This window comes from Pyxidicoccus sp. MSG2, from assembly GCF_026626705.1.
Taxonomy (GTDB): domain Bacteria; phylum Myxococcota; class Myxococcia; order Myxococcales; family Myxococcaceae; genus Myxococcus.
Genome location: NZ_JAPNKC010000001.1, coordinates 9,914,824 through 9,941,086 on the forward strand (window position 1 = coordinate 9,914,824; position 26,263 = coordinate 9,941,086).

Genomic DNA, 26,263 nt, shown 5'->3' on the forward strand with positions numbered 1-26,263 from the left:
GAGGCGTGGCGTGAGCGGGTTCCGGAGCACAGCCCTGGGTTTCACCGCCGCGCTCTACGTGCTCGCGGGGCGCTGGGCCTTCAGCCGGCTGGACGCCGGGGGGGCCGGGGCAAGCCCGTTCCAGGAACTGCGGCTGTGGATTGTCATGGGCGGGCTCCTGCTCGCCACGCTGGGGCTGGTCCATGCCGCCCACCGCCAGCCGGTGCCGGGAGAGACGCGGCTGGACGCCGGGGTGGTGGCGGCGCTGCTGGCGTTCTTCGGATACCTGTGCGCCAGCGCGGCCTGGGCTCCCGAGTCGACATTCGTCTCGTGGAAGCTCTACGAGGTCATCCTGTCCGGGGTGATGAGCCTGGGCCTCGGGCTCGCCGCGCTCCGCCAGCCGGCGGACCGCGTGCTGGAAGCCTTCTGGGTCGTCGTCGTCACGGCCACGGGACTCCTGGCGCTCGTCGGCCTGCGCCAGTTCCTGGGCGGCGGCGCCGGGGCGCGCCTGGCGGTGATGGGTGGGGGGCCAAACGTCTTCGCCCGGCTGATGGGGATGTTCGCGCTCGGCGCCCTGTACTTCTGGCGGCGCGGAGGGGCGACGTGGCTCTGGATTCCGGCGGCGGCCACCGGCGTCCTCCTCGCCATCCTCACCGGCTCGCGCGGCGGGGCGCTCGCCATCATCGCCGGCGTCCTGACCTTCCTCGCCCTGGGGCGAATCCCCCTGCGCCGGCTCGCCATGCTGTCGGTGCTCGCCACGGTCGCCACCGTGGGCGTGATGACCTTCACCCCGCTGGGCAAGGCGCTGAGCCACTCCATGGAGGAGCGGTTCCTCAAGCTGACCCTCAAGTACAAGGATGGCGAGGCCGGAGAGGGTGGGGTGTACCTGTCCGGGCGCGAGGTGCTGTACGAGCGGGCCTACGCGCTCGGGCTCGACGCACCGGTGATGGGGGCGGGGCTCGCGGCCTTCCCCGCGCTCGGGCTGGGCGTCTATCCCCACAACCTCTTCCTCGAGGTGTTCTGCGAGGGCGGCGCGCTGGGGCTGATGTTCCTGGCCGGCGTCTTCCTCGCGTATGCGCGCGCGGCGTTCCGGGGACGCCGTGGCCTGGACGCGGCGACGGTGGGCGCGGTGGTGCTGGTGCTGGTGGGCAGCCAGTCCAGCGGCGACCTCTACGACGCCCGCTCCCTCTTCCTCCTCATGATGCTGTCCTCGTGCACCACGGCCGCGAGGGAGGCACCGGAGCACTTCGAACCGGATGCCTGTGTCACCGCCGAAGGAGCGACCTGACATGAAGATCATCTACCTCCATCAATACTTCACGACGCCGGAGATGCAGGGCGGGACGCGGTCCTACGAGCTCGCGCGCCGCCTGGTCCGCATGGGCCACGAGGTCCACATGGTGACCTCCGACACCGGGCCCACCAACGAAGCAAAGGGCTGGCGCGAGACGGACGTGAGCGGCATCAACGTGCACTGGCTGCCGGTGCCCTACTCACAGAAGATGAGCTACCCGGACCGGATGCGCGCCTTCGGCAGCTTCGCCGTCGGCTCGGCGCAGCGGGCCGCGCAGCTCGGCGGCGACGTGGTCTTCGCCACCAGCACGCCGCTGACCATCGCGGTGCCCGGCATCGTCGCCTCGCGCTGGAACAAGCGGCCCATGGTCTTCGAGGTGAGGGACCTCTGGCCCGCACTCCCCATCGCCGTCGGCGCCCTCAAGAGCCGCCCGGCCATCCTCGCCGCGCAGGTGCTCGAGAAGGCCGCCTACGCGGGCGCGGCGCACATCGTCGCGCTCTCGCCGGGCATGAAGGCCGGCGTGGAGGCGGCGGGCGTGCACCCGGAGAAGATCACCGTCATCCCCAACCTCTGCGACCCGGAGCGCTTCCAGGTGCCCGCCTCGGAGGGCGCGGCGTTCCGGCGCAAGTACCGCTGGCTCGGTGACAGGCCCATGGTCGTCTACGCGGGCACGCTCGGCCGGGTGAATGGCGTGGACTTCCTCGTCCGGCTTGCCGCGGAGGTGCTGAAGAAGGACCCGGAGATTCGCTTCGTCGTCGTAGGGCGGGGCAGCGAGGAGCCCACGCTGTACGCGCTCGCGGACAAGCTCGGGGTGAAGGACCGCAACCTCTTCTTCCTCCCGCCGGTGGCGAAGGCAGAGGTCCCCGCCATCCTCTCCGCGGCCACCATCGCCACGTCCCTCTTCACCGACGTGCCGGGCATGGAGGACAACTCCGCCAACAAGGTGTTCGACGCGCTCGCCGCCAGCCGGCCGCTCGCGCTCAACTACGGAGGCTGGCAGGCGCAGTTGCTCGAGCAGGAGGGGTTCGGCGTGTACCTGCCGCCCAAGGACCTGCCCGCCGCGGGGGCGCTGCTGGCCAACCGGGTGCGTGACGCCCGGTGGCTCGCGGACGCGGGGCGGAAGGCGGGGAGGCTGGGCCGGGAGCGCTTCTCGGCGGACGCGGCGGCCCTCCGGCTCGACGAGGTGCTCCGGCGCACGGTAGGCAAGGCATGACCCGGCGCCGGTCGACGGGGAGGAACTTCACGTGGACGCTCGCGGCCGGGCTCATCTACGCGTTGGCCCAGTGGGGTGTCCTGGTCCTCCTCGCTCGACTCGGCACGGTGGAGCAGGTCGGCGAGTTCGCGCTCGGGCTCGCCATCACCGCCCCGGTGATGCTCCTGGCGCGCATGCAGCTGCGCACGCTCCAGGCGACCGACGCGCGGGACGCGTACGGCTTCGAGCACTACCTGGGGCTGATGGTGCTCAACGTGCTCGGCGGCGTGCTGCTGTGCTGCGGCATCGCCCTGGCGGCGGGGTACTCCGCGGAGGCCTGCCTCGTCATCCCGCTGCTGGCGGTGGCCAAGGGCTTCGAGGCCCTCAGCGACGTGTTCTACGGGGCGCTGCAGCGCAACGAGCGGCTGGTCATCATCGCCCGCTCCACCATCGCCAAGAGCGTGCTCTCCATGGTGCTGGTGGCGTTCGCGCTCTGGGCCACGAACAGCGCGGCGGTCGCGGCGGCCGCACTGGGGCTTTCCTGGGCGCTGGTGCTCTTCCTCCTCGACGTGCCCACGTACCGTCGGGAGTTCGGCGCCGCGAGCCCCTGGCGCCAGCTGTGGCGGGCGCCCTGGCGCGAGCAGGGCGTGCGCCTGAAGAGCCTGCTGGGGCTCGCCTATGCGCTCGGCATCGCCTCGCTGCTGGGCTCGCTGCGCCCCAACGTCCCGCGCTACCTGCTGGAGGCGCACGCCGGCCAGGCCGAGCTGGGCGTGTACGCCGCGCTCGCGTACTTCTCGGCGCTGGGCGGCCGGGTGGTGCAGGCGCTCGGGCAGGTGCTGAACCCCCGGCTGGGGCGCTACCACGCGGAGGGGGACCAGCGCCGCTTTGGCCGCGCGCTCCTGGCCTTCTCGGGTGGGTCGGCGCTGGTGGGCGTCTGCGCCATCGTCGGTGCGGCGTTGCTGGGCCGCCAGGTGCTGACGCTCTTCTATGGGGCGCCGTATGCGCGCAACAACGGTCTGTTCGTCTGGCTGATGGTGGCCGCAGCACTGGAGTACGTCGGCACGAGCCTCCAGTCCGCGCTCACGGCGGCGCGGGAGCTAAAGGTGCAGATGGTGATGCTCGTCTTCTCCGTCGCGGTGGTGGGGTTGGGGAGCCTGTACTGGGTGCCCAGGGTGGGCCCGGTGGGGGCGGCCTGGGCCCTGTCTCTGGGCTGGCTCACCGAGCTGGGCTGTAGCGGGTGGCTCGCCCTGCGCGCGTGGCGGCGCCTGGGCCGCAAGGAGGCGAGCGCGGTGCCCGGCGGCTCCCGGGCGCAGGTGGCGCCCGGCGCGGACCAGGTCGCCTGAGCCCCCCGGCGGGGCGCCCCGGCGCCGGGGCCGCGACGGCGAGGCACGGCCCGCGGGCGGGTGGTGGGGGCGCGTGGTGGCGCCCACGTTGTCGTTCGGTGGAACACTGGCAACGGAGGGCGGACGCATGCAACGACAGGCAGGGAAGGCGCTCCTTTTCAAACAGTGCATCGACCGGGTGGCCGCGGCCGCGGGGCTCTTGTGCCTCGCCCCGGTGATGGCCGTGACGGCGCTGGCCGTCCGCGTCTCCATGGGAGGCCCGGTGCTCTTCCGCCAGCAGCGCCCGGGACGCGGGGGCAGGACGTTCCAGCTCGTGAAGTTCCGCACCATGCTCGACGCGCGGGACGAGAACGGCCGTCCACTGCCGGACGCGCAGCGCCTCACTCGCACCGGGCGCTTCCTGCGCTCGGTGAGCCTGGACGAGCTTCCTCAGCTCTGGAACGTGCTGCGCGGCGACATGAGCCTGGTGGGGCCGCGCCCGCTCCTCCTCGAGTACCTGTCGCGCTACTCCACCGAGCAGGCGCGGCGCCATGACGTGCTGCCGGGCATCACCGGCTGGGCGCAGGTGAACGGACGCAACGCGCTGGACTGGAAGCAGCGCTTCCAGCACGACGTCTGGTACGTGGACCACTGGAGCCTGGCGCTGGACGCGAGGATTCTCGGGCTGACCTTCCTGCGCGTCGTGCAGCGCCAGGGCATCGCCTCCGAGGGGCAGGCGACGATGTACCCGTTCCTCGGGAACGGCGTGGAGGCCGCGGCTCAGCGGCCCTGATGCACGGCCCTCACCACGTCCACCACCCGGGCCAGGTCGTCCGGGGTGAGGTTGGAGCCGGAGGGCAGGCAGAGCCCGTGCTGGAACAGCTCCTCCGCCACCTGGCCGCCCCGCCGCGCATAGGCGGAGAACACCGGCTGCAGGTGCATGGGCTTCCACACGGGCCGCGCCTCGATGTCCTCCCGCTCCAGGGCGAGCCGCACCGCCTCCCGGTCCGCGCCGAAGCGCTCCGGGTCGACGGTCAGCGTCGTCAGCCAGCGCGTGTGGCGCCCCCAGGGCACCTCGGGCATGAAGGTGATGCCCGGCACGTCGGCGAGCGCGCGCACGTAGTACGCATGATTCCCGCGCCGCGCGGCGACGCGCTCCTCCAGCACCCGGAGCTGCGCGCGGCCGATGGCCGCCAGCACGTTGCTGAGGCGGTAGTTGTAGCCCACCTCGGAGTGTTGATAGTGCGGCGCCGGGTCGCGCGCCTGGGTGGCCAGCTTGAGCGCGTGGCGGATGAGCCCCTCGTCGGATGACACCAGCATCCCCCCGCCCGAGGTGGTGATGATCTTGTTTCCGTTGAAGGAGTAGATGCCGGCCCGGCCCAGCGTGCCCGGAGCGCGCCCCTTGTACGTGCTCCCCAGGGCCTCGGCCGCGTCCTCGATGACCGGCACGCCATGGCGCTCGCAGGCCGCGAGGATGGAGTCCAGGTCGGCGCTCTGCCCGTAGAGGTGGACCACCACCACCGCGCGAGGCAGCCGTCCGGACCGGGCGCGCGCCTCCAGCTCCTCCTCCAGCAGGGCGGGGTCCATGTTCCAGGAGGCGCGCTCGCTGTCGATGAAGACGGGGGACGCGCCCAGGTAGCAGATGGGATTCACCGAGGCGGAGAAGGTGAGGGTGCTCACCAGCACGTCATCCCCCGTGCCCACGCCCACCAGTTGCAGGGCGAGGTGGAGCGCGGCCGTGCCGGAGCTCAGCGCGAGCGCATGCTTCGCCCCGACGCAGCGGGCGAACTCCTCCTGGAAGGCATCGACGTGCGGGCCCAGGGGGGCAATCCAGTTACTCGCGAAGGCCTCGTCGACGTAGCCCCGCTCGAGCCCTCCCAGGTGCGGCGAGGACAGGTGGATGCGCTGGGGCATGGGCAGGGCTCCTGGGTGGCGCCGGGGTGGCCGCCGGCGTGTCCGGGAGCCTGCTCACCGCGGGCGTCCCGCGCCCTGGGACTCGGAGGCGGGGCATCTGTCCGCTTCCAGGGCACAGCTCACGCGCCCAGGGCGGCGAGCACCCTGGCGGCCACCGCATCCCACGAGCGCGCCACCGCCGCGGCGTGGATGCGCTGCTCCATGGCGGCACGCCCGGCCTCGTCGAGGCGGGCGGCCTCGTACATCACCTCGGTGAGCTTTCCCGTGTTCAAGGGCATCACGGACCAGCCCGCGCCCGTCGCGCGCACGTAGTCGTGCAGGTCCGGCGGCCCTCCGGCGATGACGGGACGGAGGAAGGAGCGGGCGAGCTGCGCCGTGCCGCTCTCGTGGCGGATGTGCTCGTCGTAGAGGTTGAGCACCGCGTCCGCGGCCCCGAAGTACCGGCGGTGCTCGCCCAGGGGGATGAAGCCCGGGAACATCCGCACGCGCTGACCGACGCCGGTCTGCTCACGCAGCGCCTGGAGCTGCCGGAACGAGACGTCACCTTCCGGGCCCGCGACGAGCAGCTCCCACTCGGGGCTGCGCGCCAGGGCCTCGAAGACGAGCCGGTAGCACTTGTCGGCCCGCAGGGTGCCGAAGGCGAGCATCACCTTGCGCCGCGTGTCGACGCCCAGCCCCGCGCGGGCCGCCGCCCGGTCCAGGCGCGGCACCTTCTCGGGGTGGGGGGCGCCATACGGAAGCACCTCGACCTTGTGGCGGTAGCCCTGCCCGGGGTCGACGTTCTCCAACAGGTTCTCCCGCATCCCGGGCGCGTGGACGAAGGCCCGGTCCATGCTGCGCAGGATGTGCCGGGCGAACGGGCGCGCGAGGAGCTTGTAGGCGGCGGCGGCGGGCGACGCGTGCCTCAGGTTGAAGTTGGTGTCGTGGAAGATGCACACCTGCCGGTGCGCGCGGGGCGCTCGCGCGAGGTGCGCCGCCAGGGAGACGTACTCGAAGGCCTCGAACAGCAGCGGCGGCCCGCCCAGGTGGTGGTGCACGCGCTGCAACTCCCCGAAGAGCCGCACCTGGCGCTCCAGGCGGCTGGCCCCCCAGACGACATCCCCCCAGGGCCCCAGGCGCTCACGGCACGCCGCGCGGGACTCGACCACGGTGTTCCTGCCGACGGCATGCGAGACGATGGGCGTGGGGTAGCTTCCCAGGCCCTTCATCCCGAAGACGTGCACCTCCACACCGAGCCGCGCGAGCGCCTCTCCCAGCCCGGTGAGATAGGACTGCTGGTGTCCGTAGAGCTGGAACGCCGCCGGGCTGAAGATGAGCAGGCGATTCGGTGCCATGGCGCCCGGAGTCCACAGCGCCCGCCGGGGACACACAACCTCCCCGCGGTGCAGGGGCCCTGACGCATAAAAGCGAATCGCCGGGCGGCGCGAGGACGCGCCACCCGGCGATTCATGCAACCCGACACCGCCAGGGACTTCGGCGGGGTCTACTGCCCCAGCATCTTCGCGTTGAGCGCGCCCTGGGCGTAGAAGTCGATGTTCTTCCCGACGCCGTGCGCCTCCAGCCGGCGCTGCAGGTTGGCGTCGTAGCGGCCGAGCTTCATCAGGCCGTCGTTGAACCAGCCGGTGCCGGCGCCGGAGCCGTCGACAAATTCGGCGTACTTCGTGGCCGAGGGCCAGATGACGGTGTTGAGCGTCCCGATGAACTTGGTGATGTCATCGGCCGTCCACTCCATGCCGGCGTCCCGCGCCTCGACGATGTACGCCAGCATGCCGTTGGCGTGCGCCACGTCCTGGCCGGGGCGCGCGGTGGCGGCCCACACGTCACTCCAGTAGTAGGCCGGAGTGGAGACGAAGCCCGTGCGCAGCTGCCCGCGCAGGGACGAGGTGGAGTTGGGCAGGTCGCGGTTGATGTTGTTGAAGACCGTCAGGTACGTGGCCTTGCGCGTGGCGTCCGCCGTCATGCGCGACAGGTCCATGGCCATGAAGGCCCAGTGCGAGGCCATGTGCGTGCGGTTGCGGTAGACGTAGGAGTTCGCGCCGCGCTTGTACCACTTGTCGAAGATGTTCTTCTCCGTGAAGGCGAGCAGCTTGTCGTACTGCGCCTTGTAGGTGGCATTGCCGTACAGCGCGGGCGTCTCACGGATGACGCGCAGCATGCGCGTCACGTAGCGCCAGCAATAGCTCTCGAACAGGGGCACTTCCTGCCCCAGGGTGTCCGAGCGCGCCGAGGCCCAGCCCAGGTACGCGTCCTTGAACTGGCTCTTGGGCAGCGACGACGACACCTTGGCGTGGGCGACCACGTTGTTGGTGTAGAGCAGCGCGCGGTCCAGGTACTGCGTCTTGCCCGTGGCCCGGTACATCGCGGTGTTCGCGTCGATGCCATAGGCCAGGTTGTAGAACTGCCAGCTGTCCAGCGAGTTGCTCATGGGCAGATAGGTCCCGGTGTGCTCGGCGCTCCAGCGGCTGACGAACAGCTGCTCCCAGGCCGCCACGGTGCGCAGAGGGGCGGTAGCGGCGGCCGTCGCGGTGAGCGACTCCTCGGAGGAAGCAGGCGCCTCGGTCGCCGGCGCCTCGGAGGAGGCAGGCGCAGGGGTCGGCAGTGCGGCCACCAGCTCGGGGGCCGCTTCGGTTCCTTCGCTCGCGCCAGCAGTCACATCGGGGGTGACGGCGACCTGTTCACCGTCGGGGGTCACGACCATGCCGGAGTCAGGGTCGGCCATCTCCGCGTTGGGGTCGCAGGCGAGGCCCGCGATGAGGGCGAGGGACAGGAGCGAGGTCATGGCAAGGCCACGGGTGCTTCGACGACAGAAGTTCAACATCAATTGTGTCCTTGGGGGAGTAGGCCATCGCTCGCGTGGATGGCTACTCTGCAATGGGAACGCCGGAGTGCGTTCGTTGGCGAGTGGAACGTGTGCAGACAAACCAAATTCCGACGAAGGCTCGTGCCGCGAGGCATGGGCCGCCCGCTCGGAGGTGGTGCGAGCCGATGACGAAGACGCGGTTGCGGGCCCAGCTGGTCTCCGACGGAGGCGAGGCGGCATGGTCCGCGGACTACTTCCGCTCGCCGCACCACCTGCGCGCCGAGGGCGTGACGCACACGCTCGTCATCGACGGAGGCGCGGGTGGTTCGCTGCGGCTTCCGCTCATCGTGCGGCCCATCGAGGGGACTGCCCACCAGGACGCGGTCTCCCCGTATGGGTATCCAGGCGGGCGGGTGGACGGACTGAGCGAGGTGCCGAAGGAAGCCGTGGACTGGGACACCACGGAGCTCGTCAGCATCTTCGTGAGGGACCGCGTGGTGGGCCCCCGCTGCTTCGCCGGGGGGACGGCGCGCAACGAGGTGTTCCTCATCGACCCCCGCCAGCCCCTCGAGTTCCGGGAGATGCACCGCCGGCACGTGAAGCGGAACGTCCGCCTGGGCTTCGCGAACTCCTACCGGCCGGCCTGTGAGTCTTCACCCGAGGAGCAGGAGGGCTTCAAGGAGGTCTACCGGCAGACCATGGTCCGCGACGGAGCGACCTCCCAGTACTTCTTCTCGGACGCCTACTTCGACGAGCTGTTCTCCTCCCCGGCCGCCTGGTTCACGGCGACGCGCGCGCCGGACGGCCGTGTGGCCTCCGCCGCGCTCTGCGTCCACAGCGACGGCGTGCTCCACTACTACCTGGGGGGAACGGCGGACACGTACCTCGCACGCTCGCCGTCCAAGAACCTCTTCGTCGCCATGTCCGAGCTGTGCGCGGAGCTCAGCCTGCCCCTCCACCTGGGAGGAGGCATGCAGCCGGGCGACGGCCTCGAGGAGTTCAAGCGCGGCATCTCCAACATGAGCTCCCGGCTCTACACCCACGAAATCATCTGCAAGCCGGAGGTGTACGCCCGGCTGTCGGCGGGTGACGGTGACGGGGGGTTCTTCCCCGCCTACCGCGCGTCCCGGGGCTGAGCGTCCGCGTCGTCCGTGGGCCGCGCGGGCGTGTACGTGGGGATGAGGCTGCGCATCACCCGTATCACCGCGGCCACGTTGCCGTTGCGAGCCGCGCGCTCCAACTGCGTGAGCCGCGTCTGGAAGTCCGGCGGCGGCGCGGGGCTGCGCGCCACCTTGATGTGGTTGCGCACCTGCTGGGTGCGCTCCTCCTCTTCACTGAGGAGCGTCTCCTCCAGCTTCTCGCCCGGCCGCAGCCCCGTATAGACGATGGGGATGTCCCGGCCCGGCACGAGGCCCGCCAGGGTGATGGTGTTCTCCGCCAGCTCGGAGATGCGCACCGGGTCGCCCATGTCGAGGATGCACAGCTCGCCGTAGCCCCCCAGGCCGGACAGCATCACGAGCCCCACGGCCTCGGGGATGGTCATGAAGTAGCGGGTGCAGTCCGGGTGCGTCACCGTGACGGGGCCGCCGCGCTGGATCTGCTGCTTGAAGATGGGCACCACGCTGCCCGCGGAGCCGAGCACGTTGCCGAAGCGGACCGCGGTGAAGGCGGTGCGCGAGCGGGCCGCGACGTCCCGGATGACCATCTCCGCCAGGCGCTTGGAGGCTCCCATGACGGAGGTGGGGTGGACCGCCTTGTCGGTGGAGATGAGCACGAAGCGCTCCACGCCGCAGGCCTCCGCCATCAGCGCGACGTTGAGGGTGCCGAAGACGTTGTTCTTGATGGCCTCCTCGGGCGCGTCCTCCATCAGCGGCACGTGCTTGTGCGCCGCCGCGTGGAACACGTACTGCGGCGCATGCTCCCGGCCGACGCGCATCATCCGGTCCAGATCCCGGATGTCTCCGATGAGGGCGCTGACGTCGAGCTTGGGATGGCGCTCCTGGAGCTGGCGCACGAGCAGGTAGAGCTCGTTCTCGTTGATGTCCACGAGGATGAGCGATGCGGGCTCGAGCTCGGCGACCTGCCGCGCGATTTCGCTGCCGATGGAGCCCGCCCCGCCGGTGACGAGGATGCGGCGGCCGGTGACGAGCCGGCGCGTCTCCTCCCGGTCGAAGGTGATGGCCTCGCGGGGCAGCAGGTGCTCCGGGCTGAGGTCATGCAGCATCGCGGAGGTGATGCGCTTGTCGAGATAGACGAAGGACGCGGGGATGAACTTGAAGCGGACGCCCTGGTCCCGGCACTGCTCCAGGATGCGCCCGATGCGCTCGGGCGGCAGGCGGGGGATGGCGATGAGCACCTGCGCCACCCGGTGCTTGCGCACCAGCTCCGGCAGCGCGCCGATGGGACCGAGCACCGGCTTGCCGTTGAGGTGGGTGCCGTGCTTCGCCCGGTCGTCGTCCACGAAGCCGACGACGTGCCAGGGGCTCTGGGGCGTGCGCAGCAAATCCCGCTGGAGCAGGTCGCCCGCGCTGCCCGCGCCGACGATGAGGGCCCGCTGCGCGTCACAGGCCCGCGCGCGTCGCCGGTCCAGGTGCCACTGGCGTACCAGCCGTGGGGCGAAGCGGTGGGCGCCCAGCAGCGCCGTGGTGAAGAGGAACTCGGTGGCCACCACCCCGCGGGGCACCCGGTCCTGGAGGAAGAGGAAGCGGAGCGCCTCGAAGGCGAGGGAGGCGACCAGGTTGGCCGCGATGAGGCGGCCGGCCTCGCTGAGGCCCGCCCGCCGGTAGGACCAGCGGTGCATGCCGAACCAGACGAGCGTGCCCAGGCGCACCGCGAGCAGCAGGGGCAACACATGCACGAGGGCGACCTGCCACCGTTCGGGTTGCATCCACCCGAAGCGCAGCAGCAGCGCGGCGCAGAGCGCGCCCGTGATCATCACCGCGTCCAGGGAGAGCACGAGCAACGAGCGCAGCCGAGGAGAGGAGACGTGGCTGGCGGCCCACCGTGTGTCAGGACGCCTCATCGTGGAGAGTGTGCCCGCATCCATGTATCGCGCCATCCGTACGCTCCCCCTTCGGCCTCGACGCTGGCGCTGAACGGTTCCTCCCAGCGTCGTTGGTTCGGCGGCGTCTCGCCGCATGAACAACGATTCTCGCGCTTTGAGAGTGGAGCCCCGGAGTGTGGGTTCCAAGCCACCCTGAAGCGCGTGGCCCTGGAGTCACGCCATCGCTTGCCTGCCCCCGGAGCCTCTGTCCGGAACGGCGGGCGCCGCGATGCAGTCGACAATCCCCTGGCACCGGGGACGTTGGCGGACGCCTGGGGGCGGGGTGTATCTGACTTGTGGGGGGGGCTCTGCATGGCTACTGCGGAGGTTCAGGTGAGGGATGTGTCGGCGGCTCGCTTTCAAATGCTCACGGAGCGCGAGTTCGCGGAACGCCGGCGAGAAGAGGGAGTGCGGGTCATCCAGCACGGGGGGCATTACTGGGAGCAGGTGGGCGCTCCCGGTTTCTTCCAGCCCATCGCGCTGCTGAAGGGGATGAGGCCGGAGGAGGTGACGCGCCCTACACCATGGTGCTGGGGCTACCGGGCAGCCCTGACGCCGGAGACGGCGGGCGCGGCGAACGGCACGGTGCCCATCGTCCGCACCGCGGACCTGGACGCCTATGACATGGACAGCCTGTCCGCGAACCGGAGGAACAAGCTGCGCAAGTGTCAGCGGCTGGTGCGAATCGTCCAGCTCACCGGGCCGTCGCTGCTCCTGCAGCAGGGGTATGACGTGGTCGTCGATGCGCTCTCGCGGACCGGGCACAAGAAGGTGCCCTCCCGGCAGCGGTTCGTCGCGGACGTGAAGAAGTACTTCATGGGGGACCACTGGTGCGTGCTGGCGGGCCTGGTGGACGGCAGGCTGGGCGGCTACGTCGATGGCTACGTGGTGGATGGCATCGCGTATGGCGTTTGCGCCTACTACGCGACCTGGGCGCTGCCGACCAACCTCTCGACGGGCCTGGTCTTCGAGTTCGCGCAGGCCTGCCGGAGACGCGGAGGCGTCCGGATGCTCGTCAATGGACTCCACGCCCGCGAGGCGCCGCGGCTCAACCAGTTCAAGGACGACATGGGCTTCGTCGTCGAGCAGGTGCCCATCAAGTGGAGCCTGAATCCCCTCGCGAAGGCGCTCATCCGCCACTCACGGAGCCACACGTACTACCGGTTGACGGGCCAGACGTGAGCGGAGGCCGGGCGGACGCGCGGAGCTGAGCGCCGGGTTCCGGGGCTCGCTCCGCGCACTGTCTGCCTTTCTGATGATCCGGCTGATGTAGGGCGTGAAGCCCGACGTCGTGCTCGTCCAGGAGTTCAACTACGGGCGCAATGGAGAGGACGACATCCGGCGGTTGGTGGACCAGGTGGGCCCGGGCTACCACTTCGCCCGTGAGGACAACGCGCTGATTGCCAATGGCATCATCAGCCGCTGGCCCACCGTCGAGTCCGGTGAGTGGGATGATCCGCTGAAGGGCACCCGCGACTTCGTCTGGGCCCGCATCGACATCCCGGGCCCGAAGGACCTCTGGGCGGTGAGCGTGCACCTGCTCATGGGATGGCGGAACGAACGGTCCAGTCCCGTGCGCGTGACGAAGCGCGAGGCACTGCGCTCGGACGCAGGTATCCGTGCCTCCAGCCACATCGAGGAACAGCGCGAGCCGGCCCCCGGCCGCGACGGCCTACCTGCGAAGAGGGATGCCCCCTCCCAATCCTCCATGTCAGCCCCCTCCGGTAGAAGGGAATGGTGGAAGGAACATTCCTTCCACGGGACGGCCGCCCCGGAAGGGGGGCAGGAGGGGGTAGGGGATGGGGTTCGCGGAGCATTACCTCTCGGGGATGATGCAGAGCTCGGCGGAGGTGCTGGGCCGGCATGGCTACGAGCACGTGAAGGCCGAGGAACTGGCCCGGTCCGTGGGGATGTCGGTGGGCAGTCTGTACCGGCGCTACGGCAGCAAGCAGCACTTCGCCCAGACGGTGCGGAGCTTCCACGAGGACACCTTCTGCCGGGAGGTGGACTGGGCCTTCTTCTGCAAGCACGGGGCGGACGGCGTCAGCTTCCGCGAGGCCTTCTTCACCTTCTGGAATGCGCTGACGCACTGGGCGCTGGGGCTGCCCGGCCCCTTCGCCTTCACCTTCCTGCACCGGCACCCGGAAGTCGAAGGACATCCGGCGCCTGGCAGTGCGGCGCGGGCCATGGTGCGCGAGGTGCTCCAGAAGGGAGAGCAGGAGGGGGCGCTGGTGCCTGGCTGCGCCAGGGTGGGCGAAGCGCTGGTGTGGGGCACGCTGGCGGAGTGGGTGCGCGTGCTGACGGAGAGGAACAAGGAGGTGTACCGGGAGGACGTCCTCGAATCGGCGGAGGCCCTCTGGCGCGCGCTGGCGAAGGCGGACGACTCCGGCGGCTCCGCCAGGGGTGGCCTTCCTCCTGGCGCCGTCCAGCCCGTGCCTCCGTCGCCGTCCGAGGACCCTGGTCCTCCCGGAGACACGCTGAGTCCTCTTCCTGCTGCTTCGCGGCCCGAGCTCCCGGCGCTCCCGATCGGCACGCCAGCTGGCGTCCCCAAGCCGTGGGAAGCGCCAGCAACCTCCTCACCGTTCGCAAGCGAGCTGGCTGCCGCCGACGCGACCCTGCGGTCGGGCGGCGGAACGCGCCTCGGCTGTTGGAGCCCGTACGGGCCTGGACGGATGTGGAGTTCCTCTTCCCTGCACGTGGATGAGCGCATGCTGACGCCACCGGGATGGCGGTCGGGGCGCTCATCGAGGGGCGGCGTGCCTCCTGTCGACAGCGAAGACCAGGTCGTCGTGGTCGATGTACCCGCCCGGCGAGCAGCTCTCCACGCCCTGGAGATAGCCGAAGACTCCCCGGATGGCCTGCACGTCACCGGCGGGGAGGGTGAAGGTGGCAGAGAGCTCCTGCGCTTCGGGCTCCGTCACCCGCAGCCTCCCGAGGTGCGTCCAGACGGGGTGGTGCGCATCCGGCGCGTGGAAGAGGTCCAGCGCGTCCAGGCCGGGCAGGAGGGCCCAGACGCTGGCGGTGACAGTCACCCGCCGTCCTGGTGCGAGTGGCCGTCCATCCGTGGTGGCGATGCGTAGCCCCTCCAGGGACTCGGTCACCAGGTAGGTGCCGTAGTCACCGTCCGGGCAGCTCGAAGCGAGCGTGTTGGGCGCGTGGAGCTCGGGGCCCACGAGTCCGGAGCCCCGCACCAGCACCCCTGTGTCGCAGGACGCGCCCACGGTTTCGCACCTCGGGGCCAGGAGCACCGGGTCCGGGTCGGCGATGCCAGGGTTCCTCACGACGGCGGAGACCGCGGGACTCCGGCGGAGGTTGTACGCGGTGTCGTACGCACGGGCCTCCAGCACGGCCGGCCCGTTCAGCTCCCCACGGGTGTCCCAGGTGAACTCGTAGGGTGCCAACGAGTCGCTGCCGCGCAGCTCGCCGTTGACCCAGAAGTCCACGCGGTGGATGGCGACGTCGTCGAACGCGGCGGCGAACACGCGCACGGTGTCCCGCAGCTTCTCCCTGTCGCCCGCGACGACGAGCCGCACCCAGGGCGGCCGCGTGTCACCGGAGGCCGGTGGAGCGCCCGTGTGCAGCAGCAGGTTGGGGGAGCCCCGTCCGGTGAAGGACAGGCGGCCCGGCGTGGCCGAGCCGGTGAGTGCCGCGGCCACCTGCTCCGGCGTCGCGGAGGGATGCGTCTCCAGGTAGAGCGCCGCCGCGCCGGCCACGTGGGGCGAGGCCATGGACGTTCCTTCGAGAACCTCGGTGGCGGTGTCACTGGAGTTCCACGCCGAGGTGATGTCCTGCCCCGGCGCGAAGAGGTCCACGCAGCGCCCGTGGTTGGAGAAGCCCGCCCGCTCATCCGTGTCCCGGGTGGCGCCCACGGTGAGGGCCTCGGCGGTGCGGGCGGGAGACTCGTTGCAGGCGTCGAGACTGTCGTTGCCCGCCGCCACCACGGTGGTGACGCCCGAGGCGATGAGGTCGTGGACGGCCTGGTCCATCGCCTCCGAGGGCTCGAAGCCCAGGCTCAGGTTGGCCACCGCGGGCGCGACGTGGTGGGCGGCCACCCAGTCCAGGCCCGCGATGACGCTCGACACGGTGCCCTCGCCATCGCAGTCCAGGACGCGCACGGGGTGCAGCGTCACGCCCCGGGCCACGCCCCAGGTGCTGCCACCCAGCGTTCCCGCCACGTGGGTGCCGTGGCCATCGCAGTCCTCCGCCGTACCGCCCGGCTCCGCCGCGTCGAACCCGTCACCGAGCCGTCCGTGGAACTCGGTGTGCGTGCGGCGGATGCCGGTGTCGATGACGTACGCATGGACTCCCGCCCCCGTCAGCGGGGAGCGGTAGGCGCCATCCAGTGGCAGGTCCTCCTGGTCGATGCGGTCCAGTCCCCAGGGTGCCTTCACCTGGACCGACGACAGGTGGACGTACGCGTCCTGCTCGACGAGCGCCACGGCGGGGTCCGCGCGCAGGGCGGCCACGCGCTCCTCGGAGAGGTCGGCCACGAAGCCATGCAGCACGTGCTCGTAGGTGCGGCTCACTCGCGCTTCATGCTTGCGGGCCACGTCCAGCGACTGCTGCCGCATGCCCGCCGCCTGGACGCGCGCGTTTGCCGGGCCCGGCTTCAACATGACGATGTATCGGCCGGGGACGCGGCGCGCGCCGGAGGACTTCACGGGTTCGGCGCAGCCCATCAGCGCCAGTCCAGACAGCGTGGCCCACAGGAACGTCAGATGGTGTTTCCTCATGCCTCCACGACCCCCGAGTGGTTTCGGACGGTCGGGAGGAATGAAGAAAGTCCGCTGGACACTCAGGCGCCCTGGAGCGGGCCCCGGAAGCCGTCAGGCTCCGCGCGCACCGAGGTGCCACCCGCGAGCATTCCCTGGGTGAAGAAGGGGTTCTCGAAGAACACGTACGGCGTGGCGGGCTCGGGGCGGCTCGCGGCCTCCAGCCTGGCGGAGAGCGCGGGCGGCAGCGTGAAGTCGAGCGCGCGCAGGTTGTCCTCCAGTTGCTCCAGCCGGCTCGCGCCGATGAGGGTGGAGACCACGCCCGGGCGCGTCGCCACCCAGTTGAGCGCCACCTGGGCGGGCGTGCGCTCCACCTCCTTCGCCACGGCCACCAACTCCCGGACGATGCGCCACGGGCGCTCCTGGAGGAACTTGTCCGCCACCGGGTTGCCACTGGCCAGCAGGGCATGGGCGCGCCCTTCTCCCTTCGGCTCCGTTCCCTCGCGCGTGTACCTGCCCGTGAGGAGCCCACCGGCCAGCGGGCTCCACGGGGTGATGGCGGCCCCCATCGCGAGCGCGGCGGGGAGGTGCTCGCGCTCGATGGTGCGCTCCGCGAGCGAGTACTCCAGCTGCAGCGCGGCCACCTTCTCCCAGCCGTTGCGCTCCGCCAGCGTCTGCGCGCGGGCGAAGTACCACGCGGGCACGTCGGAGAAGCCGAGGTAGCGCACCTTGCCCTCGCGCACGAGGCCGGTGAGCGTCTGCATCACCTCTTCCACGGGCGTCAGGCCGTCCCAGACGTGCAGCCAGTACACGTCCACGTAGTCCGTCTTGAGGCGCCGCAGCGAGCCTTCGAGCGCACTCAAGATGTGCTTGCGGCTGTTGCCTCCGGCGTTCGGGTCGCCGGGGGAGAGGTTCGCCGAGAACTTGGTGGTGAGGACGGCCCGCTGCCTGCCGCCGTGCTTCGCGAAGAAGTCGCCGATGATGCGCTCGCTGGAGCCGGAGGTGTACGCATCCGCCGTGTCGATGAAGTTGCCGCCCGCCTCCAGGTAGCGCGCCAGGAGTCGGTGCGAGTCCTCCTCGGTATTCCCCCAGCCCCAGTCGGTGCCGAAGGTCATGGTGCCCAGGGCCAGCGGGCTGACCCGAAGGCCCGTCTGGCCGAGCAGGTGGTACTTCGCCAGGGAATCAATCAGACGCGTCGTCATGTCGGCTCTCTCCATCCGGCTGCGACGGGCACCAGCGCCCATCGCCCTGCTACGGATAGGGGAGTGCCCATTCCAGGGCAGCCCGCTTCTTGCGCCTGATTGAGGGCCCGCGGTGGCGCTCGCTCAGTCGATGTTGAAGTACACGTCGTCGATGGCGCCGTGGAACTGGTCGTTGTTGTTGCCCGTGCTCTTGGCTCCGATGCCGACCGGCTGGCCCACCGGGCTGATGTCGTAGGTGGAGTCGATGAGCGCGCTGCCCCGGGCGATGTTGTCGACGAGGATGGTCAGCGTGGTGCTGGTGCGCTGGCAGGACACCTTGTGCCAGGTGCCATCCGCCACGCCCACCGACGACTTGACGATGATGGCCTGGGCGCCGCCCGTGGTGCGCACCACGCAGCTCGGCTTGCCGGCGACGGCGTCGTCGAGCTGCAGCTTCCACTGGGCCGTCGTGGACAGCCCCTTCTGCACGAGGTTGGAGCCGTGGTCCGTGGTCAGGTCCGCGAGCGTCAGGCGGACCCTCACGCCGAAGGTGAACAGGGCCGTGCCGGGGTTCAGGTCCGCGGCGTCCGCCGCGCTGAGGTTGGCGTGCGGACAGCCGGTGCCCGTGCACACCGCGGGGAACTGCACGCCCTGTCCGTCGTAGCCCGTCACCGGCACCACCGCGCCGCCATTGGCCGTCTGGACCGTCCCCGTGTGGCCCTTGTTGCTGTCGTCCACCACCGTCGTCACGGGATTGGATACCGCCTCGAAGCGGTAGCGCAGCTTCTGGCTCACCGCGCCCGCGGCCACGGGGCCCAGCACGAGCATCGCCAGCGCCGCACGCGTCATCACCTGTCCAGGATGTCTTTTCATGTCTTCCGGCTCCTTCAGGTACTTCGGGGAGACGTGAAGGTACCAGAAGGGGAGGGCTGCTCTCGACGCGGCCCCCCGACTCACACGGAGGGTGAGGACAGCGACTCGCAGAAGCCGAGCACCTCGGCGAAGGGCCGGTCTTCCAGGGCGCCGAAGAGTTTGTGATTGCCCAGCTTCGCGCGCGAGAGCGCCGGGCTGCTCAGCCCGCAGAGGAAGCGCGCCGCCTGTCGCGGATGTCCGAGCGCCTCCGGGTGACGCGAGGCCAGCGCGCGGAGGGCGGCCACGTCCAGGCCCGCGGGAAGGGGAGGCCGGGCGCGCGGCGCGGGCAGCACTCGAGCCACACCGGTGCGGCACCAGGTGCAGTGCCCGCACGGACGCTCGCGCTGCTGGCCGAAGTGGGCGACCAGGGCGTTGCTCTGGCAGCCGTCGTGCGTGACGAGCCGAAGCACCTGTTGCACGCGCGCCACCTCCTGCGCCTCGCGCTGCTGGAAGCGCTGGAGCAGCAGCGCCACCAGCGCCGGGCCGTCCTCGCGAGGGCGCAGCCGCGTGTAGCGCTGGCGGGGCTCGGAGACCTGCGTCTGTGCCAGCCCCTGTTCCTGCAAGTAGTCGAGCGCCTTCACCACCCGCTCCCGGGGTTGGCCGAGCGCCTCGGCGACCTCGGTCGGGTCGAGCGAGTACCAGGTGCGCCCCTTCTTCGCCTTCGCGAACACGTCCTGCACGAACTTCGCCCGCTCTCCCTGGAAGCGCCCCACGAGCTCCTCCAGCGGCACGAGCGGCTGCACCTTGTAGCCCGCGTAGAAGGGCGTCCCCTGGCGCAGCACGCCCTCCAGCTCCAGGTACGTCAGCGCGGTGCGCAGCACGAGTGGCCGCAAGTCGTGCCGGTTGGACAGCGCATACAGGTCGACGTGGAGCTCGGGTCCTCCCGCGAGCACCTCCGTCACCAGTCCTCGCAGCGCCTCCGGAGTGGGCAGGTCTCCGTGGGAGAAGTTCTCCAGGGTGGGCACGTCCTCGGGGCAGGCGAACAACTCCACCACCGACGGCGCGCCGTCGCGGCCCGCGCGGCCCACCTCCTGGCTGTAGCTCTCCAGGCCCTTGGGCAGGTTGTAGTGGTACACGGCGCGCACGTCCGCCTTGTCGATGCCCATCCCGAAGGCGATGGTGGCCACGACGATGCCGCGCCCCGAGGCCATCCACGCCTCCTGCACCCGCTCGCGGTCCTCGGACTCCAGGCCGGCGTGGTAGGCGCTCGCGGGGAGTCCCTCGGCGGTGAGGGCTTCCGCCACGCGCTCCGCCGTCTTCTGCAGCGTGACGTAGACGATGGTGGGCCCCGGCGGACGCGACTTCAGCCGCTCCACGAGCAGCGCGTCCCGCGCGTCGGCGCGCACCGGCGTGGTCTCCAGCGTGAGGTTCTCCCGGTAGAAGCCGGTGACGACGGCGTTCTCCTCGGGGATTGCGAAGCCCTGGCAGATGTCTCGCACCACCGCGGGCGTCGCCGTGGCGGTGAGCGCGAGGATGCGCTCGGCGCCGAGGGCTCGCGCCGCCTGTGCCAGCTTGAGGTAGTCCGGGCGGAAGTTGTGTCCCCACTCGGAGACGCAGTGCGCCTCGTCCACCGCGAAGAGGGAGATGCGCAGCTCGCGCAGCAGCGCCGTGAAGCGCTCGTTGTTGAAGCGCTCGGGCGCCACGTAGAGCAGCTTCAGCGCGCCACCGCGCAGGGCCTCCGTCACCTCGCGCGACTCCTCCAGCGATAGGGACGAGTCCAGCCGCGCGGCGCGGATGCCCCTGCGTCCGAGTGCGTCAATCTGGTCCTTCATCAGCGCGATGAGCGGGGACACCACCACCGTGACGCCCTCCAGCAGCAGCGCCGGAAGCTGGTAGCAGAGCGACTTGCCGCCCCCTGTAGGGAAGACGGCAAGCGCCGCCGCCCCCGGCCCCAGCAGCGCAGTGAGCACCTCGCGCTGGCCGGGCCGGAATTCCGTCAGCCCGAAGCGCTCCCGCAAGGTGTCCTCGAGCGTGGCCACGAGCGCTCCATCCACCTGCCCACTCCCAGCTCCCCGTCGCATGAGTCCGTCCTTCATTCCGTTGCGCCCTGTAACACCCTGCGTCGCCTACCCGGTGACAGATGTCACGGTTGCCGGTGTTTCGTGGCAGGACGCCCTGCTTGGGACGGGTCAATCGTTCGGTCCAAGCGGTTTCGCCCGGAGTGTGAGAGAGTCCGGGCTCCCCCAACGTGACTGACCTCTGTCGGGTGTGGCGGCGACGCAGAAAGGCGCCCCGTCACCACACTCCTGTCGCGGGACTGGCCGCAAGCAAAAGGAGCTGAATGGCTTTTCTGGATCGCATCCTCGACCCTCCCAGCTACGGCTATGAGCGAAACGGCAAGCTCTACGTGCCGACCCACCGGGAAATCACCGCCGAGTTCTTCTCCCGGCTCAACGTCGTCCGCACCCGGAAGAACTGGGTGGGGCTCTTTGCCTGGGTGACGAGTCTCAGCTTCGGCATTCCGCTCGTCCTCTTCCTCACCCACCACTTCAGCTGGTGGCTGATGGCCGCGGGCTTCGTCTACAGCATGGTGGTGCTCGGGACGCACGGCACCGTCTGGTACCACCGCTACTCCACCCACGGCGCCTACCAGTTCAAGAACGCGTTCTTCCGAGAGCTGTGCCGCAACCTGGTCATCAAGATCATCGTGGATGAGGCGTACGTCGTCTCGCACCACGTCCACCACAGCTTCTCGGAGCAGCCCGGGGACCCGTACAACGCGCGCGCGGGCTGGCTCTACTGCTTCCTGGCGGATGTGAATCACCAGGCCATCAACAAGGACCTGGACCGCAAGGACTACGCGCAGGCCTGCAAGCTGATGAAGCACACGGGCGTGCACCTCAACAGTTACGAGCAGTACCAGCGCTGGGGCTCGCTGTGCCATCCGGGGTACACGGCGCTGCACTTCGCCCTCAACTGGGCGTTCTGGTATGGCGCGTTCTTCCTCATCGGCGGGCACGCGCTGGCGCTGGCCCTCTTCGGCTGGGCCGGGGTGTGGGCCATCGGCGTGCGCACGTTCAACTACGACGGGCATGGCGGCGGCAAGGATCGCCGGCGCGAGGGCGTGGACTTCAACACGCGCGACCAGTCCATCAACCAGGCCTGGCCGGGGCTCATCACGGGTGAGTGGCACAACAACCACCACCTGTATCCCAGCGGCGCGCGCGCCGGCTTCCTGCCGTATCAGTTCGACCCGGCGTGGCACTTCATCCGCGCCTGGGCGTGGATGGGCGCCATCACCTCGTACCGCGACTACAAGCAGGACTTCCTGGACCGGCACTATCTGCCCTGGCTGGCGAGATCGAAGGCGCCCGACGGCCCGGCGCCAGAGCAGGTCCCCGACTCCGGCCTGTCCTGACGCAAGCCCCCCGGTCCGCGTGACTCCGGGCCGGGGTAGGCTGCGCGTCCATGACCTACCAACGCAGCCCGGTGAAGGCGCCCCGTGTTTCCGGCATGGCGCTCAAGGCCTTCGTCAACACGCTGGAGAGCGGGGTTGGCTCCGTGGTGCTGGAGAAGCTGGTGCGCGACAGCGGCATCGAGCGCTGGCGCGAGCTGCCTCCGGGAGATGCACCGCCCGTCCAGCTTCCGCTTCCGCACGGCGAGCCTGCCGCCCAGGTCCAGACGTCCCAGGACCAGGCTGCGCGCGCCGTCGCCGCGTCCCCGGTGCCGAAGGAGCGCGAGACAGTCTCCGCCTACGCGCGCGCCTACCGCGAGGGCGGCGCGGACCCCGTCGCCGTGGTGCGGCGCATCCACGAGGCCATCCAGAAGCTCGATGACGGGAAGGACCGCCTGGGCCTCTTCGTCGCGCGCAAGCCGGACGAGGTGCTGCGGGCCGCGGAGGCGTCGGCGGAGCGGCTGCGCGCGGGGCGTCCGTTGAGCGTGCTCGACGGCGTCCCCGTGGTGCTCAAGGACGAGGTGGACCTGGCCGGCTTCCCCACCACGCTGGGGACGAAGTTCCGCAACCAGGTGGCCGCCGCGGACTCGACGGTGGCCGCGCGCCTCAAGGCGGCCGGCGCCCTCATCCTCGGCAAGGCCAACATGAATGAGATTGGCATCAACCCCATCGGGTTGAACCCGCACCATGGCGCCGCGCGCAACCCGTGGAACCGGGGCCACATCACCGGGGGCAGCTCCAGCGGCTCGGGCGCCGTCGTGGCCGCGGGCCTGTGCCCGCTGAGCATCGGCGCGGACGGCGGTGGCTCCGTGCGCATCCCCGCGGCCCTGTGCGGCATCGTCGGCCTCAAGGCGACGTGGGGCCGCATCCCCGAGACGGGCGTGCCGCCGCTGTGCTGGAACGTGGGCCACGTGGGGCCCATGGGGCTCACCGTGGACGACGTCGCCGCGATGTACGCGCTCATCGCCGGGCCGGACGGGCATGACGTCGTCGCGCAGACGCAGCCGCCGCACCACCTGTCGGGCTACGAGAGCGTGGACCTGTCCGGCGTGCGGCTGGGCATCTGCTGGCCCTACTTCGAGGACGCCGACGCGGACGTGGTGGCGCGTTGCAAGGAGGCGGTGCGGGCGCTCACCGACGCGGGCGCCCGGGTGGTGGAGATTCCCGCGCCCGACCTGAACACGATTCTGTGGACGCACAGCTGCATCATCCTGAGCGAGATGGCGGAGGCGATGCTGGCCCATGTGAAGTCGCGCTCGGCGGACTTCGGCCTCGACTCGCGCACCAACCTCGCCATCGGCCGGCACTTCCGCGCCACCGACCTGGTGCATGCGCTGCGCCACCGGCACAAGCTGACGCGTGAGTTGCTGGCGCTCATGGCGGGCGTGGACGTGCTCGTCACGCCGACGACGGCGACGACGGCCCCGGTGATTCCCGAGACGACGCTGCCGGACGGGGAGTCGAACCTGCCGGTGGTGGATGCGCTGATGCGCTTCGTGCGCCTGGCCAACCTGACGGGCTTCCCGGCGCTGTCCGTGCCGGCCGGCTTCGACGGCGCGGGCCTGCCCGTGGGCGTGCAGCTCACCGGGCGGCCGTACGAGGAGCACCTGCTGCTGCGCCTGGGCCGCGTGGTGGAGCGCGCCACGGAGGTGCGCACGCCCGCCATCCACGTCACGGCATTGCGCCAGGCGCCCTGACACGCCTCATTCCCGGGCTGCTCCTACATCGGGCCCGGGCACGACCAGTAACCCGAGGGCTGGCAGATGCACGTCTGCTGGTCCCCCTCGGGTGAGCAGCAGGGCCTTCCGAAGCCTTCTGGCCCGCAGAGTCGGCCCTCCACCTGCTCGCACAGCGGAAGGTAGTCGGTGCAAGCGAACATGGCGCTGTGCGTGCCGTCGTCGGGCGTCGGCGCGGCCTCCTCCTCTCCGCCGCACGCAGAGAGCCCGAGGGTGAACAGCAACGCTGCGAGGGTACGCCGCATGGGTGCTTCCTGTGCTGGAACGCACCCACGCGAGTTGCCACACGGAGAGGCGCCCAGCGACCGCGGCCTGCCGATGACGACGTGGGATGGCTTACCGGGCCACCATGAAGAACGGGTGTTGGCTGTGGCGGTCGCCGCCGGAGTCGCGCTCCGGCTACAGCGTGTGAGAACTGCTTGTCCCTCGGAAACGAGCGGCGGAGGATGGTGGCCATGCGCCGAGCCCTTTTTCTGATCCCGCTGCTGTTCCTTCAGGCGTGCAAGGCCTTCCACTCCTCCACCCCCATCCCGCCGAAGCTCGAATACTCGGGCCATCGCCCGCCTGTGCATCATCGCGACAACGACACAGGGTACACCTCGTACTGGACCGCGGTGCCACATTGGCTGCCGGAGGGCAAAGCGGAGTACTACGAAGACGGGACCTGCTGCTTTGTCCAGCGCGTGTCCGAGAACGCTCCCCTGGTCCAGGTCCACCTGATGCACGGGTACTTCGGCATCGGAAACAACTGCAGCTGGGAGCTCAATCGGGTCAACCAGATCCGAGACGTCAACGGCAGCTACAGCAGCAAGGTGCGCATCGAGATGTGGAACGACCGGAATCACCTTGACTGCGAGCAGCTCACGCCGCTCCTCATCAACGATGACCTCTTCCGCAAGTTCGCCGAGCCGGAGTGGTTGGCCGCCGAGGAAGCCCGGAGAGCCAACGGTGGGACCGCGTCCCAACAGGCCCCCACTGAAGAGTCGCCTCAACGCGCCGTCGAGGTCGCAACGGCAGCGCCGCTGGTGGCCCCGACGCCGTCCAAGGGCGGGACCACGCTGAAGGATGTGTTGGAAGAGGCGGGCCAGTTTTCTGGCTTCCTGAAAGCCCTCGAAGACAGCGGCGCGATGGCGTGGCTCACGGGAGCCGGTCCCTACGTGGTGTTGGCCCCCACCGACGCGGCGTACGGCCAGATGGCCAAGAGGGTGAAGAAGCAACTCGCTGGCGAAGGCTTCTCGAAGGAAGAAATCCAGGCTTTCTGGCTCCGGCACATCGTCTCCGGCTCTTACACCTACGAGCAGCTCGCGGAGCTGAAGTCCGTTCAGCCCGTCGCCGGAGAGTCGCTGAAGATCCTGGTGAAGGACGAGTACCTCCGCATCCACCGGTCCAACACCACCGGTTCGCCGCTCAGCGCGCCCAACGGCGTCATCATTCCCATCGACAAGGTCATCTACGACTGACGCTTGAGAAGTAGACCTGCGCCTGGCCCGCGGTTCGCGCCGGGCGTTCCGCAGTGGGTCACGAAGGAAAGTGGCCGAAGTTGACCTATGCTTGGCGCATGACAACAACGCCGCTTTCGCATCCCCGGGCTGCTCTGCGCTGGTCACTCGCGCTCAGTGCCTGCGTCGCGTTCTCCGGCGCACTCGCCGCACAGGCAGTGCCGAAGGGGTTCACGGAGGTGAAGCCAGTGCGCGCGGCATCATCCGGTGGCGGCCAGAATCTGCAGCTCGCCAACGGCCAGTTCTTCACCTATGCGCTGCCCCAGGGCTGGCGTGTGGGCGAAGACGGGCAGTTCGCACTCACGCTGGTCGCACCCGATAACAAGGCGCTTACCGTGATGGTCGGCAACGCCGGCGTGCCAATCAACTATCCGCCAGCGCAGTACGTGTACGAGAAGCTGATGGCCATCCAGCCGCAGGGCCTGCAGCTGAGCGCGCCGCGACCCGCGAAGCCGATTGCTGGTTTTGCGCAGGCTCTGGAGTATCAGGTGAAGTACAGCGTCAACGGCGTGCCCTGCCAGGGCATGGCCACGCTGCACGTTGCGCCGGCGTATGACACCGCCGTGATGGCGGTCACCGCCGCACTTTCAGAAGCCCGCCAGTGGCCCGGCTATTCCACCTGGCTGCCGCTGGTCTCGGCGCAGGTCGCTGCGCGCAATGGTGCTGCCTTTGGTGCGCGTGGCGTGATGCAGCAGAACCTGCGGAACTCTACCGCCTATGCGCAGGCCGCGAAGGAATACCGCGACTGGTCGCAGAAGACGCAGCAGGCGGTGACCGACCAGCGCAATGTGTCGAACGAGCGCAACAACCAGCACTTTCGCGAAGCGTTGGGCAATGTGCAGACCTACAACAATCCGTACGACTCGCGCACGCCGGTGGAATTGCCCAACACCTACCAGTACTACTGGGTGAACGAGAACGGCACCTACGTCGGTACCAATGATCCCGGCGCGAATCCCAATGCCGGCTCGACGAAGGATTGGCGGCAGATGCCGAAGCGCCAGTAGGCGCGTCGCGGGAATCTTCCTACTGCAGAGCCCTGTACCGCACCGGATTGTCGAGACACCAGGTTGGTCATGATCAGGCCGCTTGCTTCTGCATCAGCTCTCGCCGGGCCTGACTCGGCGAGAGGACGTGGTGGCGCTCCAACAGCCAGTGCTCGTTGTACCGGTGAGCCCACTCCAGCAGGGCCAGCTGGAGTTCCTCCACGGTGGAGAAGGTGCGTACCCAGAGCCGTTGCTCCTTGAGGGTGCGCTGAAGAGGGCGGGGCGTAGCGGCGTCAACA

General features: G+C 70.0%; 21 protein-coding genes and 1 pseudogene. 11 read left to right on the plus strand and 11 right to left on the minus strand.

Annotated features, from left to right (window positions below; genetic code table 11):
• Positions 1 to 10 precede the first annotated feature (10 nt).
• The 4 genes from OV427_RS38620 (at position 11) to OV427_RS38635 (ending at position 4,580) form a co-directional block, all read left to right on the plus strand.
• On the plus strand, positions 11 to 1,267 hold the full coding sequence (locus OV427_RS38620; protein ID WP_267861236.1) for an O-antigen ligase family protein: 1,257 nt from the start codon (positions 11 to 13) through the stop codon (positions 1,265 to 1,267).
• Position 1,268: 1 nt separating this feature from the next.
• On the plus strand, positions 1,269 to 2,486 hold the full coding sequence (locus OV427_RS38625; RefSeq protein ID WP_267861237.1) for a glycosyltransferase family 4 protein: 1,218 nt from the start codon (positions 1,269 to 1,271) through the stop codon (positions 2,484 to 2,486).
• Positions 2,483 to 3,808 carry a lipopolysaccharide biosynthesis protein gene (locus tag OV427_RS38630; RefSeq protein ID WP_267861238.1) on the plus strand — a complete coding sequence of 442 codons (1,326 nt, stop codon included), beginning with the start codon at positions 2,483 to 2,485 and terminating at the stop codon, positions 3,806 to 3,808. The genes OV427_RS38625 and OV427_RS38630 overlap by 4 nt, the downstream gene beginning before the upstream one ends.
• Positions 3,809 to 3,935: 127 nt before the next feature.
• Positions 3,936 to 4,580: a sugar transferase gene (locus OV427_RS38635; RefSeq protein ID WP_267861239.1), complete on the plus strand. Its 645-nt coding sequence runs from the start codon at positions 3,936 to 3,938 to the stop codon at positions 4,578 to 4,580.
• Here OV427_RS38635 and OV427_RS38640 read toward each other — a convergent pair.
• The 3 genes from OV427_RS38640 to OV427_RS38650 all read right to left on the minus strand — a co-directional run bounded on the left by OV427_RS38640 (position 4,568) and on the right by OV427_RS38650 (position 8,480).
• Positions 4,568 to 5,701 carry an aminotransferase class I/II-fold pyridoxal phosphate-dependent enzyme gene (locus tag OV427_RS38640; RefSeq protein ID WP_267861240.1) on the minus strand — a complete coding sequence of 378 codons (1,134 nt, stop codon included), beginning with the start codon at positions 5,699 to 5,701 and terminating at the stop codon, positions 4,568 to 4,570. The two genes, OV427_RS38635 and OV427_RS38640, sit on opposite strands and share 13 nt — an antisense overlap.
• 119 nt (positions 5,702 to 5,820) lie before the next feature.
• Complete coding sequence (locus tag OV427_RS38645; protein ID WP_267861241.1) at positions 5,821 to 7,035, minus strand: glycosyltransferase; 1,215 nt, start codon at positions 7,033 to 7,035, stop codon at positions 5,821 to 5,823.
• Between the two features lie 149 nt (positions 7,036 to 7,184).
• Positions 7,185 to 8,480 (minus strand): hypothetical protein, encoded by a 1,296-nt coding sequence (locus tag OV427_RS38650; RefSeq protein ID WP_267861242.1) that lies wholly within the window; start codon positions 8,478 to 8,480, stop codon positions 7,185 to 7,187.
• Positions 8,481 to 8,686: 206 nt separating this feature from the next.
• On the opposite strand from OV427_RS38650, the gene OV427_RS38655 reads away from it, so the two are divergent.
• The gene (locus OV427_RS38655; RefSeq protein WP_267861243.1) at positions 8,687 to 9,637 is read left to right on the plus strand and encodes a GNAT family N-acetyltransferase; all 951 of its coding nucleotides are present in this window, start codon (positions 8,687 to 8,689) and stop codon (positions 9,635 to 9,637) included.
• Here OV427_RS38655 and OV427_RS38660 read toward each other — a convergent pair.
• On the minus strand, positions 9,616 to 11,559 hold the full coding sequence (locus OV427_RS38660; protein ID WP_267861244.1) for a nucleoside-diphosphate sugar epimerase/dehydratase: 1,944 nt from the start codon (positions 11,557 to 11,559) through the stop codon (positions 9,616 to 9,618). The two genes, OV427_RS38655 and OV427_RS38660, sit on opposite strands and share 22 nt — an antisense overlap.
• A 393-nt stretch (positions 11,560 to 11,952) precedes the next feature.
• Here OV427_RS38660 and OV427_RS38665 point away from each other — a divergent pair, with 393 nt between their 5' ends.
• Positions 11,953 to 12,726, plus strand: coding sequence for a hypothetical protein (locus OV427_RS38665; protein WP_267861245.1), 774 nt, complete (start codon positions 11,953 to 11,955; stop codon positions 12,724 to 12,726).
• A 650-nt stretch (positions 12,727 to 13,376) separates the two neighbouring features.
• A pseudogene (locus OV427_RS50900) lies at positions 13,377 to 13,448 on the plus strand (hypothetical protein); the annotation flags it as partial.
• Positions 13,449 to 13,480: 32 nt separating this feature from the next.
• On the opposite strand, the gene OV427_RS38670 reads toward OV427_RS50900, so the two are convergent.
• From OV427_RS38670 to OV427_RS38690, 5 genes are all read right to left on the minus strand, one after another.
• Positions 13,481 to 13,669, minus strand: a complete 189-nt coding sequence (locus tag OV427_RS38670; RefSeq protein WP_267861246.1) for a hypothetical protein — start codon at positions 13,667 to 13,669, stop codon at positions 13,481 to 13,483.
• A 616-nt stretch (positions 13,670 to 14,285) separates the two neighbouring features.
• Complete coding sequence (locus OV427_RS38675) at positions 14,286 to 16,277, minus strand: S8 family serine peptidase (protein WP_267861247.1); 1,992 nt, start codon at positions 16,275 to 16,277, stop codon at positions 14,286 to 14,288.
• A gap of 62 nt (positions 16,278 to 16,339) precedes the next feature.
• The gene (locus OV427_RS38680; protein WP_267861248.1) at positions 16,340 to 17,458 is read right to left on the minus strand and encodes an aldo/keto reductase; all 1,119 of its coding nucleotides are present in this window, start codon (positions 17,456 to 17,458) and stop codon (positions 16,340 to 16,342) included.
• Between the two features lie 123 nt (positions 17,459 to 17,581).
• Positions 17,582 to 18,310, minus strand: coding sequence for a laminin G domain-containing protein (locus tag OV427_RS38685; RefSeq protein WP_267861249.1), 729 nt, complete (start codon positions 18,308 to 18,310; stop codon positions 17,582 to 17,584).
• An 80-nt stretch (positions 18,311 to 18,390) separates the two neighbouring features.
• Positions 18,391 to 20,370: a RecQ family ATP-dependent DNA helicase gene (locus OV427_RS38690; RefSeq protein ID WP_267861250.1), complete on the minus strand. Its 1,980-nt coding sequence runs from the start codon at positions 20,368 to 20,370 to the stop codon at positions 18,391 to 18,393.
• A 260-nt stretch (positions 20,371 to 20,630) separates the two neighbouring features.
• On the opposite strand from OV427_RS38690, the gene OV427_RS38695 reads away from it, so the two are divergent.
• Complete coding sequence (locus tag OV427_RS38695; RefSeq protein ID WP_267861251.1) at positions 20,631 to 21,707, plus strand: fatty acid desaturase; 1,077 nt, start codon at positions 20,631 to 20,633, stop codon at positions 21,705 to 21,707.
• A gap of 50 nt (positions 21,708 to 21,757) precedes the next feature.
• Complete coding sequence (locus OV427_RS38700) at positions 21,758 to 23,440, plus strand: amidase (RefSeq protein WP_267861252.1); 1,683 nt, start codon at positions 21,758 to 21,760, stop codon at positions 23,438 to 23,440.
• A gap of 23 nt (positions 23,441 to 23,463) precedes the next feature.
• On the opposite strand, the gene OV427_RS38705 is transcribed toward OV427_RS38700, so the two are convergent.
• Positions 23,464 to 23,724: a hypothetical protein gene (locus OV427_RS38705; RefSeq protein ID WP_267861253.1), complete on the minus strand. Its 261-nt coding sequence runs from the start codon at positions 23,722 to 23,724 to the stop codon at positions 23,464 to 23,466.
• Positions 23,725 to 23,934: 210 nt separating this feature from the next.
• Between OV427_RS38705 and OV427_RS38710 the strand changes: the two genes are divergently transcribed.
• Positions 23,935 to 24,939, plus strand: coding sequence for a fasciclin domain-containing protein (locus tag OV427_RS38710; RefSeq protein ID WP_267861254.1), 1,005 nt, complete (start codon positions 23,935 to 23,937; stop codon positions 24,937 to 24,939).
• A gap of 80 nt (positions 24,940 to 25,019) precedes the next feature.
• Positions 25,020 to 25,985 (plus strand): hypothetical protein, encoded by a 966-nt coding sequence (locus OV427_RS38715; protein WP_267861255.1) that lies wholly within the window; start codon positions 25,020 to 25,022, stop codon positions 25,983 to 25,985.
• Between the two features lie 73 nt (positions 25,986 to 26,058).
• Here the strand turns inward: OV427_RS38715 and OV427_RS38720 are convergent, their stop codons facing one another.
• On the minus strand, positions 26,059 to 26,187 hold the full coding sequence (locus tag OV427_RS38720; RefSeq protein ID WP_267861256.1) for a hypothetical protein: 129 nt from the start codon (positions 26,185 to 26,187) through the stop codon (positions 26,059 to 26,061).
• Positions 26,188 to 26,263: the final 76 nt, after the last annotated feature.

What these genes read in the sequence shown, in the direction of transcription:
- OV427_RS38685 (WP_267861249.1), bottom strand. Translation starts at nt 18,310, where the DNA reads ATGAAAAGACATCCTGGACAGGTGATGACGCGTGCGGCGCTGGCGATG.
- OV427_RS38655 (WP_267861243.1), top strand. Translation starts at nt 8,687, where the DNA reads ATGACGAAGACGCGGTTGCGGGCCCAGCTGGTCTCCGACGGAGGCGAG.
- OV427_RS38625 (WP_267861237.1), top strand. Translation starts at nt 1,269, where the DNA reads ATGAAGATCATCTACCTCCATCAATACTTCACGACGCCGGAGATGCAG.
- OV427_RS38645 (WP_267861241.1), bottom strand. Translation starts at nt 7,035, where the DNA reads ATGGCACCGAATCGCCTGCTCATCTTCAGCCCGGCGGCGTTCCAGCTC.
- OV427_RS38630 (WP_267861238.1), top strand. Translation starts at nt 2,483, where the DNA reads ATGACCCGGCGCCGGTCGACGGGGAGGAACTTCACGTGGACGCTCGCG.
- OV427_RS38660 (WP_267861244.1), bottom strand. Translation starts at nt 11,559, where the DNA reads ATGGCGCGATACATGGATGCGGGCACACTCTCCACGATGAGGCGTCCT.
- OV427_RS38700 (WP_267861252.1), top strand. Translation starts at nt 21,758, where the DNA reads ATGACCTACCAACGCAGCCCGGTGAAGGCGCCCCGTGTTTCCGGCATG.
- OV427_RS38640 (WP_267861240.1), bottom strand. Translation starts at nt 5,701, where the DNA reads ATGCCCCAGCGCATCCACCTGTCCTCGCCGCACCTGGGAGGGCTCGAG.
- OV427_RS38695 (WP_267861251.1), top strand. Translation starts at nt 20,631, where the DNA reads ATGGCTTTTCTGGATCGCATCCTCGACCCTCCCAGCTACGGCTATGAG.
- OV427_RS38680 (WP_267861248.1), bottom strand. Translation starts at nt 17,458, where the DNA reads ATGACGACGCGTCTGATTGATTCCCTGGCGAAGTACCACCTGCTCGGC.
- OV427_RS38675 (WP_267861247.1), bottom strand. Translation starts at nt 16,277, where the DNA reads ATGAGGAAACACCATCTGACGTTCCTGTGGGCCACGCTGTCTGGACTG.
- OV427_RS38705 (WP_267861253.1), bottom strand. Translation starts at nt 23,724, where the DNA reads ATGCGGCGTACCCTCGCAGCGTTGCTGTTCACCCTCGGGCTCTCTGCG.
- OV427_RS38650 (WP_267861242.1), bottom strand. Translation starts at nt 8,480, where the DNA reads ATGACCTCGCTCCTGTCCCTCGCCCTCATCGCGGGCCTCGCCTGCGAC.
- OV427_RS38690 (WP_267861250.1), bottom strand. Translation starts at nt 20,370, where the DNA reads ATGCGACGGGGAGCTGGGAGTGGGCAGGTGGATGGAGCGCTCGTGGCC.
- OV427_RS38710 (WP_267861254.1), top strand. Translation starts at nt 23,935, where the DNA reads ATGCGCCGAGCCCTTTTTCTGATCCCGCTGCTGTTCCTTCAGGCGTGC.
- OV427_RS38635 (WP_267861239.1), top strand. Translation starts at nt 3,936, where the DNA reads ATGCAACGACAGGCAGGGAAGGCGCTCCTTTTCAAACAGTGCATCGAC.